The organism is Thiomicrorhabdus sp., from assembly GCF_041583835.1.
Taxonomy (GTDB): domain Bacteria; phylum Pseudomonadota; class Gammaproteobacteria; order Thiomicrospirales; family Thiomicrospiraceae; genus Thiomicrorhabdus.
This window is the reverse complement of sequence record NZ_JBFHFC010000001.1, coordinates 223,139-240,391: the sequence shown is the minus strand read 5'-3', so window position 1 is coordinate 240,391 and position 17,253 is coordinate 223,139. Positions and strand designations below refer to the sequence as shown.

The 17,253-nt window shown below is 47.4% G+C and carries 13 protein-coding genes and 2 tRNA genes; 11 read left to right on the top strand and 4 right to left on the bottom strand.

The features are described 5' to 3' along the window. Window positions 1-140: 140 nt before the first annotated feature. Window positions 141-216, top strand: a tRNA-Val gene (locus ABY044_RS01175). Window positions 217-224: 8 nt separating this feature from the next. After that, window positions 225-301, top strand: a tRNA-Asp gene (locus tag ABY044_RS01170). 276 nt (window positions 302-577) lie between these two features. Here the strand turns inward: ABY044_RS01170 and ABY044_RS01165 are convergent. Beyond that, on the bottom strand, window positions 578-1,357 hold the full coding sequence (locus ABY044_RS01165) for an enoyl-ACP reductase (protein WP_373017297.1): 780 nt from the start codon (window positions 1,355-1,357) through the stop codon (window positions 578-580). A 210-nt stretch (window positions 1,358-1,567) separates the two neighbouring features. On the opposite strand from ABY044_RS01165, the gene ABY044_RS01160 reads away from it, so the two are divergent. The 5 genes from ABY044_RS01160 to ABY044_RS01140 are packed head-to-tail and all read left to right on the top strand — an operon-like array spanning window position 1,568 to window position 8,455. Continuing rightward, window positions 1,568-3,805, top strand: a complete 2,238-nt coding sequence (locus tag ABY044_RS01160) for an ABC transporter substrate-binding protein (RefSeq protein ID WP_373017289.1) — start codon at window positions 1,568-1,570, stop codon at window positions 3,803-3,805. Next, window positions 3,805-4,782, top strand: a complete 978-nt coding sequence (locus ABY044_RS01155; protein ID WP_373017287.1) for an ABC transporter permease — start codon at window positions 3,805-3,807, stop codon at window positions 4,780-4,782. The genes ABY044_RS01160 and ABY044_RS01155 overlap by 1 nt, the downstream gene beginning before the upstream one ends. Then, window positions 4,782-6,122: an ABC transporter permease gene (locus ABY044_RS01150; protein WP_373017285.1), complete on the top strand. Its 1,341-nt coding sequence runs from the start codon at window positions 4,782-4,784 to the stop codon at window positions 6,120-6,122. The genes ABY044_RS01155 and ABY044_RS01150 overlap by 1 nt, the downstream gene beginning before the upstream one ends. After that, on the top strand, window positions 6,122-7,747 hold the full coding sequence (locus ABY044_RS01145; protein ID WP_373017283.1) for an ABC transporter ATP-binding protein: 1,626 nt from the start codon (window positions 6,122-6,124) through the stop codon (window positions 7,745-7,747). Before ABY044_RS01150 ends, ABY044_RS01145 begins: the two co-directional genes overlap by 1 nt. Before the next feature lie 60 nt (window positions 7,748-7,807). Continuing rightward, the gene (locus tag ABY044_RS01140) at window positions 7,808-8,455 is read left to right on the top strand and encodes a DUF502 domain-containing protein (RefSeq protein ID WP_373017281.1); all 648 of its coding nucleotides are present in this window, start codon (window positions 7,808-7,810) and stop codon (window positions 8,453-8,455) included. 138 nt (window positions 8,456-8,593) lie between these two features. On the opposite strand, the gene ABY044_RS01135 is transcribed toward ABY044_RS01140, so the two are convergent. Genes ABY044_RS01135 through ubiG form a run of 3 tightly spaced genes read right to left on the bottom strand, consistent with a single transcriptional unit; the run spans window position 8,594 to window position 10,701 of the window. After that, the gene (locus ABY044_RS01135; RefSeq protein WP_373017279.1) at window positions 8,594-9,277 is read right to left on the bottom strand and encodes an SDR family NAD(P)-dependent oxidoreductase; all 684 of its coding nucleotides are present in this window, start codon (window positions 9,275-9,277) and stop codon (window positions 8,594-8,596) included. Window positions 9,278-9,288: 11 nt separating this feature from the next. Beyond that, the gene (locus ABY044_RS01130) at window positions 9,289-9,978 is read right to left on the bottom strand and encodes an HAD family hydrolase (protein WP_373017277.1); all 690 of its coding nucleotides are present in this window, start codon (window positions 9,976-9,978) and stop codon (window positions 9,289-9,291) included. 3 nt (window positions 9,979-9,981) lie between these two features. Then, window positions 9,982-10,701 carry a bifunctional 2-polyprenyl-6-hydroxyphenol methylase/3-demethylubiquinol 3-O-methyltransferase UbiG gene (gene ubiG, locus ABY044_RS01125; RefSeq protein WP_373017295.1) on the bottom strand — a complete coding sequence of 240 codons (720 nt, stop codon included), beginning with the start codon at window positions 10,699-10,701 and terminating at the stop codon, window positions 9,982-9,984. Between the two features lie 338 nt (window positions 10,702-11,039). Here ubiG and gyrA point away from each other — a divergent pair, with 338 nt between their 5' ends. From gyrA to hisC, 4 genes are all read left to right on the top strand, one after another. Next, window positions 11,040-13,679: a DNA gyrase subunit A gene (gene gyrA / locus ABY044_RS01120; protein ID WP_373017275.1), complete on the top strand. Its 2,640-nt coding sequence runs from the start codon at window positions 11,040-11,042 to the stop codon at window positions 13,677-13,679. A gap of 81 nt (window positions 13,680-13,760) precedes the next feature. After that, window positions 13,761-14,855: a 3-phosphoserine/phosphohydroxythreonine transaminase gene (gene serC / locus ABY044_RS01115; protein WP_373017273.1), complete on the top strand. Its 1,095-nt coding sequence runs from the start codon at window positions 13,761-13,763 to the stop codon at window positions 14,853-14,855. Between the two features lie 35 nt (window positions 14,856-14,890). Beyond that, window positions 14,891-15,997 (top strand): prephenate dehydratase, encoded by a 1,107-nt coding sequence (pheA, locus tag ABY044_RS01110; protein WP_373017271.1) that lies wholly within the window; start codon window positions 14,891-14,893, stop codon window positions 15,995-15,997. 127 nt (window positions 15,998-16,124) lie between these two features. After that, a complete protein-coding gene (hisC, locus tag ABY044_RS01105) occupies window positions 16,125-17,249 on the top strand; it encodes a histidinol-phosphate transaminase (RefSeq protein ID WP_373017269.1) in 1,125 nt (374 codons plus the stop codon). Window positions 17,250-17,253 lie beyond the last annotated feature (4 nt).

Sequence of the window (17,253 nt, the reverse complement as noted above, 5' to 3'; positions counted from 1 at the left end):
GCAGGGGGTCGCGGGTTCGAATCCCGTCCGCTCCGCCATATTTTAAAGGTAGTTTTAGACTACCTTTTTTATTGCAAATCTAACAGGAGTTTGCAGTAAGTAATCGAAGCGCAACCCATAAGTCGGTTTGGTATTATCCTGGGTGATTAGCTCAGTTGGGAGAGCATCGCCCTTACAAGGCGAGGGTCACTGGTTCGAGCCCAGTATCACCCACCATACAATTAGGAGCGGTAGTTCAGCTGGTTAGAATACCTGCCTGTCACGCAGGGGGTCGCGGGTTCGAATCCCGTCCGCTCCGCCATTACATGAAAAGCAGCATTCGAGTGATCGGGTGCTGCTTTTTTCATTTCTAAGCTTTATTTTTGCTCAAGTTGTTTAAACGCACCTGCCCACTTCTTTTGTCTTCAATATCTATCGGTTTTAATTTTTTTGATAAAGCCATGCTTGAGTCGGTTTTGTTGGGTTTATTGTGTTGGGTTTGATTAGTCGGAATACGGGACATAAAAAAACCGCATATGAGAATGCGGTTTAGTCAGGGCGGTAGATGACTGTTCTGTAGCGAACAATCAATCTTCGATTAGTTTGATGCGGTAATGTTGTAACCACCGTCTACGTAGGTGATTTCGCCTGTAATGCCCGATGCTAGATCGGAACAAAGGAACGCAGCCGTGTTCCCGACTTCTTCAATCGTGACATTGCGACGTAGCGGTGTAGCTGCCGCCGCTTTGTCCAGCATGCTGCGGAAGTCTTTGATTCCGGCAGCGGCTAAAGTACGGATAGGGCCGGCAGAAACCGCATTGACGCGAATGCCGTCTTGACCTAAGTCGGCAGCCAGGTAACGGACGGTCGCTTCCAAAGAGGCTTTGGCAATTCCCATGACGTTATAGTTTGGCACTGCACGTTCAGCTCCCAGATAAGAGACCGTCATAACGGAACCGTTTTTGGCTTTCAGCATTTCATAAGCTGCTTTAGTACAGGCCGTCAGGCTGTAAGCCGAAATGTCGTGAGCGATTTTGAAGCCTTCGCGGGTAGAAGCGTCGATCATGCGGCCTTCCAGTTCTTCGCGTGGAGCAAATGCCACAGAATGAACCAGGATGTCTAGACCGTCAGTCCAGGTTTTGCCCAATTCGGCGAATACAGTGTCGATTTCTGCATCGTTCGCGACATCCAGCGGCAGCACGATTGAAGAACCAAGCTCTTCTGCGATCTTTTCAACACGGCCTTTTAATTTTTCGTTCTGGTAGGTCAGAGCGATTTCAGCGCCTTGTTCCTGCATTTGCTTGGCAATACCGTAAGCAATTGATTTGTTGTTGGCTACCCCAATGATTAAGGCTTTTTTTCCGCTTAGGAATCCCATCACGATTTCTCCATGTAATGAATGACGGCTTTACTGAGGTGGCGGTAAACAATACCGTTGCCCAGCGGCCGTTCTGGTGATTGATTTAAGTTTTAGCATTAAGATTTAATAGTGGCATTATAACGCTAATTAAGTTGAATTTATTCGCTATAATGGCAGTTCTTGAAGAATTAAAACGGTTTGTTTGTAAGAGGTTGGATTCATCATATTATGCTTCACGAATTCAGGTATCGAGGTTTCCTAAGACGCAGTTTTTATTCTATTACCTTTGTTATGCTGTCGATGCTTTCAGGGTGTGAGTCGGGACTTTGGAATGAACCTTACCAGGCCGAACAAGTCAAATCTCCAATTCTTTTCAGTTCTTTTTCCGAGCCGCCGAAACATCTTGATCCCGTCGTTTCCTACAGTTCCAACGAAGCGGCTATTTTGGGGCAGATTTACGAGCCGCCTTTACAGTATCACTATCTTAAAAGACCCTATGAGCTAGAGCCTCTGACTTTAACGCAAATGCCGGAAGTTCGTTTTTTGGATGCGAATGGTGAGCCTTTAGCGGATGGCGAGAAAGCTGTTTTCAGTGAATATCATTTGACGTTGCGCCCCGGCATCCGTTTCCAGCCGCATCCGGCTTTTGTGATGACGGAACAGGGCGATCAGAAATATGGCGAATTAAACGACGCTCAATTGCAAAATATTCATGCGATATCCGATTTTAAGGAAACCGCATCACGTGAATTGGTTGCGGAAGATTATGTGTATGCCATCAAGCGTATGGCATTACGTCAAAACCATTCCCCAGTTCTGGATACCATGAATCATTACATTGTCGGGCTGAAAGAATTTTCCGATCAGGTTACGACCGCTTATCAAACAGAAATTTCAAAATCCTCAACTGCAAAACGCACATTTTTTGATTTAAGAAAATTTCAAATAAATGGTATTCAAGTTATTGATAAATATAATTTCCTTATTAAGATTAAGGGGCGATACCCGCAGTTTAAATACTGGTTGGCAATGAACTTTTTTGCTCCGATTGCCTGGGAGGTGGATCGTTTCTATAAGCAGCCCGGCTTAGTGGAAAAGAACTTAACGATGGATACTTCGCCGGTTGGCACCGGCCCGTATATGTTGGCCGAGAACAATCCTAACAAGCGGATGCGTTTGTTGGCTAACCCGAATTTTCATACGGAATATTATCCCGATTCCGGTTTGGCGGAAGGTGCCGATCCGGCCTTGTTGAAAGATGCAGGTAAGCGTCTGCCGTTGATAAAGGAAGTGATCTATTCGCTAGAGAAGGAAAACGTACCTTTATGGAATAAGTTTTTGCAGGGTTATTATGATGCTTCCGGCGTCAGTTCGGACAGTTTCGATCAGGCGGTGTCGGTGAGTTCTAGCGGGGGAATGCAGTTAACCGATGAAATGCGTCAGAAGAACATTCAGTTTTTGAATATTGTGCAGCCGACGATTATGTACCTCGGTTTTAATATGGCCGATCCGGTTATTGGCGGTTATTCCGAAAAACAGAAAAAACTCCGTCAGGCATTAAGTATTGCGGTTAATTATGAAGAGTATATTTCGATTTTCTTAAACGGTCGCGGCGTGGCTGCGCAAGGGCCGCTTCCTCCGGGGATTATGGGGTACTCGGAAGGTGAGAGCGGTATCAACCCTTACGTGCACGAATGGCGTAACGGAGCGGCGCAAAGAAAATCGATTGCTGTTGCCAGGCAATTGCTGGCCGAAGCGGGTTATCCCGACGGCAAAATGCCCGACGGCTCGGCTTTAACCTTGTATTTCGATACGCCGGCGACCGGACCCGATAGCAAATCGATGTTGAACTGGTATCGTAAACAGTTTGAAAAGTTGGGTATTCAGCTGGTAATTCGCGCTACCGATTACAATCGTTTTCAGGATAAGGTTCGTGGTGCCAAGGCGCAGATGTTTGTCTGGGGCTGGAATGCGGACTATCCCGATCCGGAAAATTTCTTGTTTTTGCTTTATGGCGGCAATGCCGTGATCCACACCGATGGTGCCGGAATCAACAGTGCCAATTACGATAACCCGAAATTCAATGCCTTGTTTGAGCAAATCAAGACTATGGAGAATTCGCCCGAGCGTCTTCGTCTAATTAAGGAGATGGTTGCGATAGCGCAGCAGGATGCCCCTTGGGTATGGGGATTCTATCCGAAGTCGTTGGCGCTTTATCACGGTTGGTATCACAATGTTTGGCCGAATCCTTTGGCCAATAACACCATTAAATACAAACGTATCGATCCGCAACAGCGTTATGAGAAACAAGTTGAATGGAATCAACCGGTTATCTGGCCTTTGTTAATTTTATTTATTATTTTGATCGGTTCGATTTATCCGCTGGTAAGGGCATATAGATCGCGTCAAGGATCGGTGATTTCACCTCAAGAAAAATCCGATAAAGCGCTGGGAGGGGATCGTTAATGTTGGCCTATATCGTACGTCGTTTATTGTTTGCCGTGCCGATTTTGATTGGGGTTAACTTAATTACTTTCGCTTTGTTTTTCATGGTTAATACACCTGAGGATATGGCGCGTGCACAGCTGGGCGCTAAGCAAACCACGCCGGAAATGATTCAAGCTTGGAAGGTCGATCACGGTTACGATAAGCCGTTGTTTTTCAATTCCGATTCAACCGGCCTGTCTAAAATCGGCGACACCTTATTTGTCGAACAGTCGTTAAAATTATTCGTTTTCGATTTCGGGCAGTCCGATTCGGGCAGACAGATCTCCGCCGATATTTACGAACGCATGTGGCCGAGTTTGTCGATTGCACTGCCGACTTTCATAATCGGTTTAACCACCAATATTGCTTTGGCATTGCTGATTGTATTGTTTCGCGGTTCGGTTCTGGATACCGCAACCATGATGGTGGCAGTGGCAATCATGTCGATTTCCGGGCTTTTTTATATCATTGCCGGTCAGGTCTTGTTCAGTAAAGTGTGGCATTGGGTGCCGATATCCGGTTATGAAAGCGGTTGGGACGGACTTAAGTTTTTGGTCTTGCCGGTACTGATTGGTGTGTTTGCCGGATTAGGGAGTGGTATCCGTTGGTATCGAAGTCTATTTTTGGAAGAGATTAATAAAGATTATGTGCGCACGGCAAGGGCGAAAGGCTTGTCGGAAATTAAGGTGCTATTCGGTCACGTCTTGCAAAACGGTTTATTGCCGATTCTAACCGGTGTGGTGGTTGTGATTCCGACCTTGTTTATGGGGAGCTTGATCATGGAATCGTTTTTCGGGATTCCCGGTTTGGGGAGTTATACCATCGACGCCATCAACGCCCAGGACTTTTCGATTGTGAAATCGATGGTGTTTTTAGGGTCGGTTCTGTACATCGTCGGTTTGATTCTGACGGATATATCCTATACCTATTTTGATCCAAGAGTGAGGTTGCAGTAATGACGGTCTCGCTATTGTGGACGGATATGATGATATGGGGCTTGGTGATCGCACTGGCCGTTTGGGGTCGATTGATCAGTCGTTCGGTGCAAGTCAGAAAACAGTGGATGCAAGTGTTCGAATCCAAAATAGCCATGGTGGCAGCGATTCTGTTGCTATTTTATGTCGCCGTCGCCTTATTGGACTCGATTCATTTTTCACAGAACGGGCAGGCCTCGCAGAGTATTTTGGATGCGTTATTTTCGCACTTGGCGCACAGTGCGGAAAGAACCTATTCGGCGCCGTTTGCGACGGTTGAATACAATCGTTCAATGCAGATTTTGCCTAGCGGCGAAGTTGCCCAGGTTTATCTGCCGTTAAAGCACATCGATCCATCGGTTTCGATTTTTCAACAATCTTTGTTGGCATTGGTTGCGGGCTTGTTGTTGAGCGGAATTTTCATCGTCAAGCATCTTTGGTGGCGCAGCCGCCAGTACGGTCAGGGCTTTGTGGTTTATGCACGAAAAGTCTGGCGAGGCGAGACGCGCCTGCCGTGGCGTACCGCTTATATTTGCATACTGGTGGTGATGCTGTTTTTCAGTTGGTTGTATGTGCTCAGTTTTTCTTATCATGTGTTGGGTACGGATAAGGTCGGAGGCGACGTTTTGTATGAGTCGCTTAAGAGTATTCGAACCGGGGTTCTGATCGGTGTTCTGACCACTTTGGTGATGTTGCCGGTTTCTTTGATTTTAGGAATCTCGGCAGGTCTGTTCAAAGGCTGGGTGGATGATGTCATTCAATATCTTTACACGACCTTGAATTCGATTCCGGGCGTACTTTTGATTGCCGCTGCCGTATTGGTGATGCAGGTGGTCATGAATAATCATCCGGACTGGTTCAGCACCACCGAAGAGCGCGCCGACGTCCGTTTATTGTTCTTGATCCTGATTTTGGGTATGACCAGCTGGACTGGTCTATGCCGTTTGTTGCGTGCCGAAACCCTTAAGATCAGCCAGATCGAATTCGTGACCGCCGCCCGCGCATTCGGCGTCAGCCGCTTCAAGATCATCGGCCGTCACATCATGCCGAACGTCATGCATATCGTTTTAATTGCGGTGGTGTTGGATTTCAGCGGTCTGGTGTTGGCGGAAGCGGTATTGTCTTACGTTGGCGTCGGTGTCGATCCGACCATGCACAGTTGGGGAAATATGATCAATCAGGCACGCTTGGAAATGGCGCGTGAGCCGATGGTCTGGTGGTCGCTGTTTTCGGCGTTTTTCTTCATGTTTATTTTAGTTTTGGCTGCTAATCTGTTCTCGGACCGCGTGCAGCAAGTGTTAGATCCCAGAGGGCACAAATAATGCAATCCGCTCATCCCGTATTAGAAGTTAAAAACCTTCAGGTTACCGTCGAACAGACAGAATTGATTAAGGGTATCAGTTTCGATATTCAGGCCGGTGAGATTTTTGCCTTGGTAGGCGAGTCGGGCAGCGGCAAGTCTTTGACCAGTCTGGCGATTATGCGTCTTTTGCCTGAAGCGTTGGATGTGACCGGAGGGCAGATCTTATTGAATCGACAGGATCTGTTCGGGCTTCCCGAATTTCAGATGCAGAAGGTTCGCGGCCGACAAGTGGCGATGATTTTCCAGGAACCAATGACTTCCTTGAATCCGGTCATGAAGGTTGGTGACCAAGTGGCCGAGGTGTTGCGTGTGCATTTGCATCTTTCCGGTAAGCAAGCACGTTCAAGAGTTGTTGAGTTGTTTGAAGAGGTGGGGATTCCCGATGCCGAAAATCGTTTTGATTGGTATCCGCATCAGCTTTCAGGCGGTCAGAAACAACGTGTAATGATTGCGATGGCATTGGCATGCGAACCCGATCTGTTGATTGCCGACGAGCCGACGACGGCATTGGATGTTACCATTCAAGCGCAGGTATTGGACTTGTTGAAGCAGATTCGCGATGCCAGAGGCTTGTCGATTTTGTTCATCACGCACGATATGGGTGTGGTCAACGAAATGGCCGATCGAGTGGCGGTCATGAAATACGGTGAAATTGTCGAGCAGGCACCCAAGGCGCATTTCTTTGAAAATCCGCAGCACCCCTATACCCAAAAATTGTTGGCCGATGCGATGCCGAAGCACGACTATCGCCCAATCAAGGATACTCAAACTCTGTTGCAGTTGAATGACCTGAAAGTGCATTTCCCGATCAAGAAAGGCTTGTTTCAAAGAACGGTCGGTTTTGTCAAAGCGGTGGACGGCGTTACTTTAAATATTCAAAAGGGTCAGACCTTGGCGTTGGTAGGGGAATCCGGTAGCGGCAAAAGTACGATCGGACAGGCGATTTTGAAATTGGTAGATGCAACCGACGGTTCGGTCGATTTTCACGACGACGGAGAGAATTCGGTTGATTTGACCCGGCTAAGCGAAAAACAGATGAAGCCGCTGCGTAAGAAGGTCCAAGTGATTTTCCAGGATCCGTTTTCGGCATTGAACCCGCGCATGACCATTAGCGAGATTATTCGTGAAGGTATGAATAGTTTGAAAGTCGGACCGAAAGACCGCGCCTCTCAGGATGAACGCATCGAGCAGTTATTGGAGCAGGTCGGCTTATTGGCGGAGCATAAGCACCGTTATCCGCACGAATTTTCCGGAGGACAACGTCAGCGTATCGGTATTGCCCGTGCTTTGGCGGTGGAGCCGGAATTGATTATTTGCGATGAGCCGACCAGCGCTTTGGATGTGACTGTGCGTGCCCAAGTGCTGGCTCTATTGGACGACTTGCAGAAAGAGTACCAGATGTCGTATCTCTTTATTACTCACGATCTGTCGATTATTCCTGCGATTGCGCATCATGTGGCAGTCATGCAGCAGGGCAAAATTGTTGAACAAGGTACGGTCGAGTCGGTAATGAAAAACCCGCAGCACGAATATACGCAGAAGTTATTGAGTTCGGCACCGAAGCTGATTCGAGAGTCGTTGTAACTGCCTGCCAGTCAGGCTTTTCAGCGAACAAAAAGAAATATATTAATTAAGGAATAACAGGTGTTTGGATTTATCAGTCGCAATGTGTTGACCGGAATTATTACGATTTTACCGCTGTTTTTAACCTTTTATCTGTTGTATTGGATGGCGATAACGGCGGAGTCGATGTTGGGCGGAGTGATCCGTACCACGATGCCTGAAGAGATGTATTGGCCGGGCATGGGTGTGATTGCAGGACTGGCTGTACTTTTTATCATCGGTATGTTGATGCATGCCTATATCGTACGTACCGTTTTCGCAAAATTCGAAGCGTTGTTTTCTCATATGCCGGTGGTTAAACCGATCTACCGTGCAATGAAAGATTTTTTCGATTACTTTTCGCCGAAGAAAGAGCAAGAGTTCGATCAGGTGGTTGCGGTCACCGTCAATAATATGAAGTTGATCGGCTTCATTACTCAGAACGATTCGAAAAAATTGCCGGCCGGGTTTGATGATGCCGACCATATTTTGGTGTACCTGCCGTTGAGTTATATGATCGGCGGTTATGCGATATTGTTGCCTAGAGCGGATGTGACGCCGGTGGATATGACGATGGAGGAAGCGATGCGTTTTACTTTGACCGCCGGTGTGGCTTCAATGTCGAACAAGCCCTTGGATAAAGAGCCGGAGACAAAATCCGAACAGACTGAAAAGTCCGGGGAGAAATAGAACAAAAGAAAAATAGGATTGTTTTTGAGTATCTAAAACCAGCGGACCGCTGGTTTTTTTATGCCCGAAATTATTTTTCAGGCAAGTCGGTTACAGTTTTGTTGGTGAGTGTTATTACACAGTGTATCGCGGATGAAATTAAAGCTTGTGAACCAACTCGGCATTTAAGCCGTGCAAGACGATGTCCAGAATATGTTTAGCCATCTCGTCCGCTTGCGGAAGATCCAGTGGGTTTTCTCCCGGGAACAGGCGTCCTCTTGCTTCGGTAGCGAAAGGCTCAAGCTTGGCCAAATAACACTCTAAGGAGAGCTCTCTGGTTTCCGCAGCCACGCTTTTAATCATTTGTTCCAGGCCGGCTTTGGCTACCCCGTAAGCTCCGTAATAGGCGGGATGATCTTCAATGCTTTGATCCGAAATCGCTACCAATTGTCCTTTGGATGCTTTAAGCAATAACGGCATGCACGACTGGATTAGATGGAAGTTCGCATTCAGGTTGGTGTGCAAGACCTCATACCATTGCTTATAGTCGAATTGAGCAATCGGTGTAAAAGCCGGTAAGGTTGCCGCGTTCAAAAACAGACCGTCAAGTTGGCCGTAATTTTCGTTAAGGATGTCTTGAAGTTGCTGGTAGTGATCGATGTTGGCACCCAATAGATCCATCGGGTATAGCGCTGCTTTATCGGAGTTCAGTTCGTCGTAGAGCTTGTTGAGTGCTCCCATATCCTTGTCCAGTAGGATGACATCGTGTTCTTGTTCGATGAGTTGGGTGCTTAAGGCTTTTCCGAGCCCTTGTGCGGCTCCGGTAATTAAATATACGCTCATAACTTCGACTCTTATTCTGGTTTTTGGGTATGGTGAGTGGCGTTCATGTTTTGCAGGAACTGGCTGATTTCATACGGCGTCGCGAAGAAATAATCGGCAGGCCAGCTATTATCGTCGGCACTTTCCGGCAGATAACCGAACAGGGCGGCTCCGGTTTTCATGCCGGCATTGATGCCTGCTTCAATGTCACGCGGATGGTCGCCTAAATACAGGCAGTTTTCAGGCGCGACGCCGCATTGTTCGGCCGCCAAATACATCGGTTCCGGATGCGGTTTTCTGACTTCAAGCGTGTCGCCGCTGATGACGGTCAGGGGGGTGCTTGGAAATGAAAAATTCGATAGGAGTTTTTCGGTCAGCCAGCCGGGTTTGTTAGTCACGATTCCCCAAGGGATATTGTGTTCGGCCAAAAACTTCAAACCCGGCATTAAGCCAGGAAATAACTGGGTATGGTTGGCGATGTTGTCGTGATAAATTTCGAGGAAGTGCTGACGTTTTTGTTCCAGTTCATCGCCTTCCAGTTCGGGAAAGGCCAGTTTAGTCATTGCCAAGCCGCCTTGGGAGACGGTTTTGCGGATATCTTGATAACGTAACTGAGGACGGCCGAAATCGCTGAGTGTGCGGTTCAAAGCGTAGGCGAAGTCGTAAGAGGTATCCAGCAGGGTACCGTCCAGATCAAATAAGATGCATTCTGTGGTGTTCATTGATTATTCCGCTTTCTGGTAAGCAAGCAAGTAGTTGACGTCGACGTTTTCGGTCAAGCCGTAACGGTTCAGTAGCGGATTGAATTCGATGCCGCTGCTGTCGCGTAGGTAAAGATCGGCTTGGCGGGCCATTTCGTCCATTTCGGCCGGCGTGATGAACTTTTCGTAGGTGTGCGTGCCTTTTGGTACCAGGTTCATGATTTGTTCGGCGGCGAAAATCGCCAGCAGATAGGCTTTATAGTTACGGTTCAGGGTGGAGAAAAACACCCATCCGCCCGGCTTAACACAATCGGCGGCCGCTTTAATGATGGCGGCGGGATCCGGTACATGTTCCAACATTTCCATGCAGGTGACGATGTCATGAGATTCCGGGTTGTTTTGCGCATATTCTTCGGCGGCAATCAGTTGATAGTTCACTTTGACGCCGGAATCCAAACCGTGCAGTTTGGCAATGGTCAAGACCTCGTCCGCCAGATCGATTCCGGTCACTTCGGCACCCGCTAACGCCAGCGATTCGGAAAGAATGCCGCCGCCGCAACCTATGTCTAAAATGCTTTGTTTTTCAATTGATTGGTGTCGCCTTATAAAGTCTAGTCGAAACGGGTTGATTTTGTGCAGGGCGCCAAACTCTCCCTCGGTGTCCCACCAGGTGTTGGATAGACGGTTGAAGTTATCCAGTTCCGCTTGGTCGGCGTTACCTTTGTGAAAAGTCGATTCGGTCATAGTCTCTCTTTCGTAACCGGTTTTGCTAAGTGTTTGTGTTTCTCTTGGTTTCATTGTTCAGGCTTGCAGGCCAAGCTTGATGTTGATGAAAAAAGAGTCCGGTAACAGGCACAAAACGGTTGTTTTTAACTTTGAAAAAATAAGTCCAAAATTATACCTTTTTGAGCGGGTTTTGTCGGTCTAAATTCTTGAGTAATCTTTGGGTGGCTATAAGAGCTTTAAATAACCTCAAAAAGTTGATGGTACGGCGTTGAATGCTTGCTATTAATGTCGCTTTGAGCGAAGAATTTGAGTATAATGACGGCTTTAATTTGGTTAACAAATAGATTGGATGATTGATGTCTGAATTTGCACGTGAAATTATACCCATTTCGCTCGAAGATGAAATGGAGCAGTCCTACCTGAGCTACGCCATGAGCGTTATTGTAGGGCGAGCGCTTCCCGATGTAAGAGATGGTTTGAAACCGGTTCACCGTCGCGTTCTATACGCAATGAATGAATTGAGTAACGATTACAACAAGCCTTATAAGAAGTCGGCACGTATTGTCGGTGATGTAATCGGTAAATATCATCCCCATGGGGATACCGCAGTATATGACACGATTGTTCGTATGGCGCAGCCTTTCTCGTTGCGTTATATGTTGGTTGACGGGCAAGGTAACTTCGGTTCGGTCGACGGCGACTCGCCTGCCGCGATGCGATATACCGAGATTCGTATGTCGAAAATCGCCCATCATTTGTTGGCCGATCTTGATAAAGAAACCGTTAATTTTGCTGAAAACTATGACGGTTCCGAGTCGGAGCCGGTCGTACTTCCTACCCGTATCCCTAATTTGTTGGTCAATGGTTCTTCCGGTATCGCGGTGGGGATGGCGACCAATATTCCTCCGCATAACTTGAACGAAACCGTTAATGCGTGTTTGGCTTATATTGAAGATCCCGATATCGATATCGCCGGATTGATGGAGCATCTGCCGGGGCCGGATTTCCCGACTTACGGTATTATCAATGGTACTAAAGGGATTCGCGAAGCTTACGAAACCGGTCGAGGCCGAGTTCAGATTCGTGCTAAAACCAGTGTCGAAACCGACAAAAATGGTAAGAGTCAGATTGTCGTTCATGAAATTCCTTACCAGGTAAACAAGGCACGCTTAATCGAGCGTATTGCTGAACTGGTTAAAGAGAAGAAGATTGAAGGTATTACTGCGCTGCGTGACGAGTCGGATAAAGACGGTATGCGTATCGTTATCGAGTTACGACGCGGTGAAGTACCAGAAGTCATTATTAACAACCTGTACAAGCAAACGTCTATGCAGACGGTATTTGGTATTAACATGGTTGCCTTGATTGATGGTCAGCCTAAGTTATTGAATCTTAAGCAGGTTATTGAGGCGTTTGTTAAGCATCGCCGCGAAGTAGTGACTCGACGTACGATTTTTGAATTGCGTAAGGCTCGAGAAAAAGCACACATCTTGGAAGGTTTGACGATCGCGTTGAATAATATCGACGAAATGATCGAATTGATCAAGGCGTCTCCAAGCCCTGCGGTCGCTAAAGAACGCATGCTTGAGAAAGCCTGGCCGGTCGGGAATGTCATCGACTTTCTGGAACGTGTCGATATGAGCGACATCCGTCCGGAAGATTTGCCGGAAGGTTTTGGTGCGGACGGCGACGCTTATAAGTTGTCTCCTGCACAAGCGCAAGCGATTTTGGAAATGCGTCTGCACCGTTTGACCGGGTTGGAGCAAGATAAGATTGTTGAAGAGTACAAAGGCTTGATCGAGAAGATTGCCGAGTTCTTGGAAATTCTTAGAAATCCGGATCGTTTGACCGAAGTAATCAAAGAAGAATTGTTGGAAGTAATCGAGTCGTTCGGTGACGGGCGTCGTACCGAAATCGATTTCAGTTACCAAGATTTGGATGCGGAAGATCTGATCGCGGTCGAAGACCGAATCGTGACTTTGTCGCAAGACGGTTATATTAAAACGCAGCCGTTAAGTGATTATCGAGCGCAAAAACGCGGCGGGCGCGGTAAGTCTGCAACGGCGATGAAAGAAGAAGATGAAGTAGGTCAGCTATTCGTGGCAAGTACGCACGATATGTTGTTGTGCTTCTCGAACCGCGGTAAGTTGTACTGGCAAAAGACCTGGCAGTTGCCTTTGGCGAGCCGAGGAAGTCGCGGTAAGCCGATCGTGAATGTTTTGCCGTTGGAAGAGGGTGAACACATTACTTCGGTATTGCCGGTAGATGAGTTTGACGATGAGCGTGTGGTGTTTATGGCGACGCGTAATTCGGTCGTTAAGCGTGTCGCACTTAAAGATTTCTCTCGTCCGCGTGCTAACGGTATTATCGCCGTAGACTTGTTGGATGACGACGAGTTGGTCGGTACCGCCTTAACCGACGGTGAGCAGGAAGTCATGTTGTTCAGTAATATCGGTAAGGCGATTCGTTTTAAAGAGAACGATGTTCGTGTGATGGGTCGTACTGCCCGTGGTGTTCGCGGTATGAAGTTGCCGGAAGGTGCTCATGTTATCAGTATGCAGATCGCTAAACCCGATTCACTGATTCTGACGGCAACCGCCAACGGATTCGGTAAGTGTACGCCGGTGGATGATTATTCGACCATTAACCGTGGTGGACAAGGTGTTATCTCGATTAAGACCACCGAACGTAATGGTGACGTCGTTTCTGCCGTTTCGGTTACGCCGGATCAAGAGATGGTCTTGATCACCAATAAGGGAACGTTGGTAAGAACCCGTGTTGCTGAGGTTTCGGTTGTCGGTCGTAACACTCAGGGTGTGAAGCTGATTAATGTCGGTAAGGGCGAGCAGGTTGTCGGTTTGGCTGTTGTCGACCTCGAAGAAGAGGACGAACTGGAGATGGAAGGTGTCGAGGGCGAAGTTAATTCTTCTGCCGAGGAATCCGTTACCGAAACTCCGGTTGTAGACGAACAGGCGGATGAACCGGGAGAGTCCTGATCTATCCATTTAATTTTGATTAAGATAGGGCGACTCCATTTGTGGAGTCGCCCTGTTTTTGTTACCTAGGAAAAAAATAGAATGACACGTGCCTATAATTTTAGTGCCGGACCGGCTATGTTGCCTGAAGCGGTAATGACGAAAGCCGCCGGTGAGTTTTTGAACTGGAATCAGACCGGAATGTCGGTGATGGAAATGAGTCACCGCAGCAAAGAGTACATGCAGGTAGCTCAGCAAATGGAAGCCGACTTACGTGAAGTTATGGCGATTCCGGATAATTATAAGGTGTTGTTCATTCATGGCGGCGCATCGTTACAGTTTGCAGCGATTCCTTTGAATTTAACCGAGGAAGGCGATACGGTCGATTACATCAATACCGGTGTTTGGTCTACCAAAGCGATTAAAGAAGCAAGCCGTTACGTGAACGTTAATGTCGTGGCAGATGGCGGCGGAGACAACCCGACCGCGATTCCGGATCGTTCGGAATGGAAGTTCAGTCCGGACGCCAAGTACATTCATTTGTGTGCGAACGAAACCATTACCGGTCTTGAATTTCAAGAAGACGATCTTGAGTTCGTATTTGCTCAAGGCAAGCCGGTCATCGCCGACATGTCGTCCAATATCATGTGCCGCGAGATCGACGTCAGTAAGTACGGTATGATCTACGCGGGTGCGCAGAAGAATATCGGTCCGGCCGGGCTGGCGATTGTTATCGTCCGTGAAGACCTGGTGGGGCAAGCGCGTGACATGACGCCAACCCTTCTTAACTGGCAGACTTATGCGGATAACGAGTCTATGTTCAATACGCCGGCGACTTTCGCTTGGTATTTGGCCGGTCTGGTGTTTGCATGGATCAAAGAGGTTGGTGGTGTTTCCGAAATTGCCAAGGTCAATCAATCGAAAGCACAAAAATTGTATGACTATATTGATTCAGCGGATTTTTATCACAACTGCATTGTTCCGCACAACCGTTCCTGGATGAATGTAACGTTCAGCTTGAAAGATTCGTCTTTGGATGCAAAATTCCTGGAAGAGTCAAAGGCGGCCGGTTTGCTGAGTTTGAAAGGGCACAAGGCATTTGGCGGTATGCGTGCCAGTATTTATAATGCGATGCCTGAATCGGGTGTGGATGCATTGATCGAATTCATGCGTAAATTCGCAGCTGAAAACGCTTAATTTTAAAAATAAAGAGTGGGACCGGGTCAGGCAATATGACAGAGCAAAACACAGAGCAGCAGCAACTAACAGAAATTCGCAATAAGATTGATTTGATCGATCAACAGATCCAGGAGTTGATCGGCCAAAGAGCGGCTTGCGCGCAGAGAGTTGCAGATATCAAGACTCAGGGCGGGAAGGTTGAAACCATCTTTTACCGCCCTGAACGAGAAGCTCAGGTGTTGCGTGCGGTAAAAGAGCGTAATACCAGTCTATTGCCCGATAATGAAATGGCTCGCCTGTTTCGTGAAATCATGTCTGCCTGCCTGGCTTTGGAACAGCCGATTTCAGTCGCTTATTTGGGGCCGGAAGGCAGTTATTCTCATGCGAGTGTGATTAAACAGTTCGGATCGTCGGCACACCCCGTAGCGGTTTCATCCATTGAAGAAGTGTTTGCTACGGTGGAGAAGGGTGAAGCGAATTACGGGATCGTGCCGGTTGAAAACTCGTCTGAAGGCGTGGTCAAAAATACCGAAAACGAGATGATTCATACCGGATTGACGATTTCCGGCGAGGTGGATTTAGCCATCCATCACTGCCTTTTGTCTAAAGGTGGCGATATTGAGAAGGTGCGCAAGGTTGTAGCGCATAGTCAGGCTTTGGGGCAGTGCGAGCACTGGTTGAAAAACAATATGCCGTGGGCGGAGTTGGAAGCGGTGGATTCGAATGCATTGGCCGCAAAAATGGCGCAGGAAGACGATACCTTGGCGGCGATCGCTTCCGAACAGGCGGCGCAGCTGTATGGCCTGAAAATACTGGAATCGCATATTGAGGACCGTCGCGACAATACTACAAAGTTTTGGGTGGTCGGCCGTGAAAGTACTCAGCCGAGCGGTCAGGACAAAACGGCAATGATTGTTTCCATTCCGAATAAATCCGGTGCTCTGTTGGAATTATTAGCTTGTTTTGCCGATCGCAATATCAGCATGACACGTATCATTTCCCGTCTATCGACCGATAAAAAATGGGATTATCTGTTCTTTATCGATATTTTGGGTCATCAGGCAGACGAAAACGTGGGTCAAGCGTTGGAAGAAGTGAAAGCGAAATCTTCTTTCTTTAAACTGTTGGGTTCCTATCCGGTTTCCCCGTTTGAAGCTTGAAGAGGGATTGCTTGAATCAGATACGGCCCAATATAAATAAATGCAATATAAATAAATGCGATCAATGCGCCCGAATCATATTGATGCCTACCCGTTAGTCAATAAACTCTTATCGAGAATTTAATATATGAAAAACGCTTCTAGTCAGTTTTGCGATGTCGTTCAGCCTCAGATTTTAGGGATTCATCCCTATATCCCGGGCAAGCCTGTGGAAGAATTGCAAAGAGAGCTTGGGTTAACCAAGGTGACTAAGTTGGCGTCCAACGAGAATCCGTTGGGTGCCAGTCCTAAAGTGTTAGCCGCCTTGCAGGCAGGTTTGAGCGAGATCGCACGTTATCCCGATGGTAGTGCCTACCGTTTAAAGCAGGAGTTGGCGGGTTTTCTTTCGGTCGGTAGTAATCAGCTTGCGATCGGTAACGGATCGAACGAATTATTGGAATTGGCTGCTCGTGTCTTCGCCGGTCCGGGTGACGAAGTCATTTATTCCCAGTACGGGTTTGCGGTTTATCCGATTTCGGCTCAGATTGTCGGTGCAACCGGTGTCGAAGTGCCCGCGAAAAACTGGGGGCATGATTTGCAGGCGATGCTTGAAGCCGTGACGGATAAAACTAAGATGATTTTTATCGCGAATCCGAATAATCCGACGGGAACGGTATTTGGCAAGCAGGAGTGGGAGGAATTTATCTCTCGAGTGCCTGAGCGTGTAGTGGTTGTTTTGGATGAGGCTTACTTGGAATTTTGCGAGTTTGACGGTTATCCGAACGGTATGGATTATATCGAGCGTTATCCGAATTTATTGGTTTCAAGGACATTCTCAAAAGCGTACGGATTGGCGTCTCTACGTATCGGATATATGGTTGGTTGTGTCGAGATAATTCAGTATATCAACCAGTTAAGAGAAGCATTTAATGTTAACCATTATGCTCAAATCGCTGCGATTGAGGCCATTAAGGATCAAGATTTTGTACGCCGGAGTGTCGACGTCAATCGAAACGGGATGAAGCAGATATGCGATGCTTTAACGGAACTTGGTGTTGAATGGATTCCATCCAGTGGTAACTTTGTTTGCGCGCATTTTGGCGATCAGGCCAAACAAGTTGATCAGGCTTTGTTGCAACAGGGTGTGATTGTTCGTCCATTGGCGAATTACGGCATGAGCAAAACTTTGCGTATTTCAATTGGAACGCATGAAGAAAATCAGCATTTTATTGATGCTTTGAAAACTATTTTGAATGAATTGAACGTAGCTTAAGCGA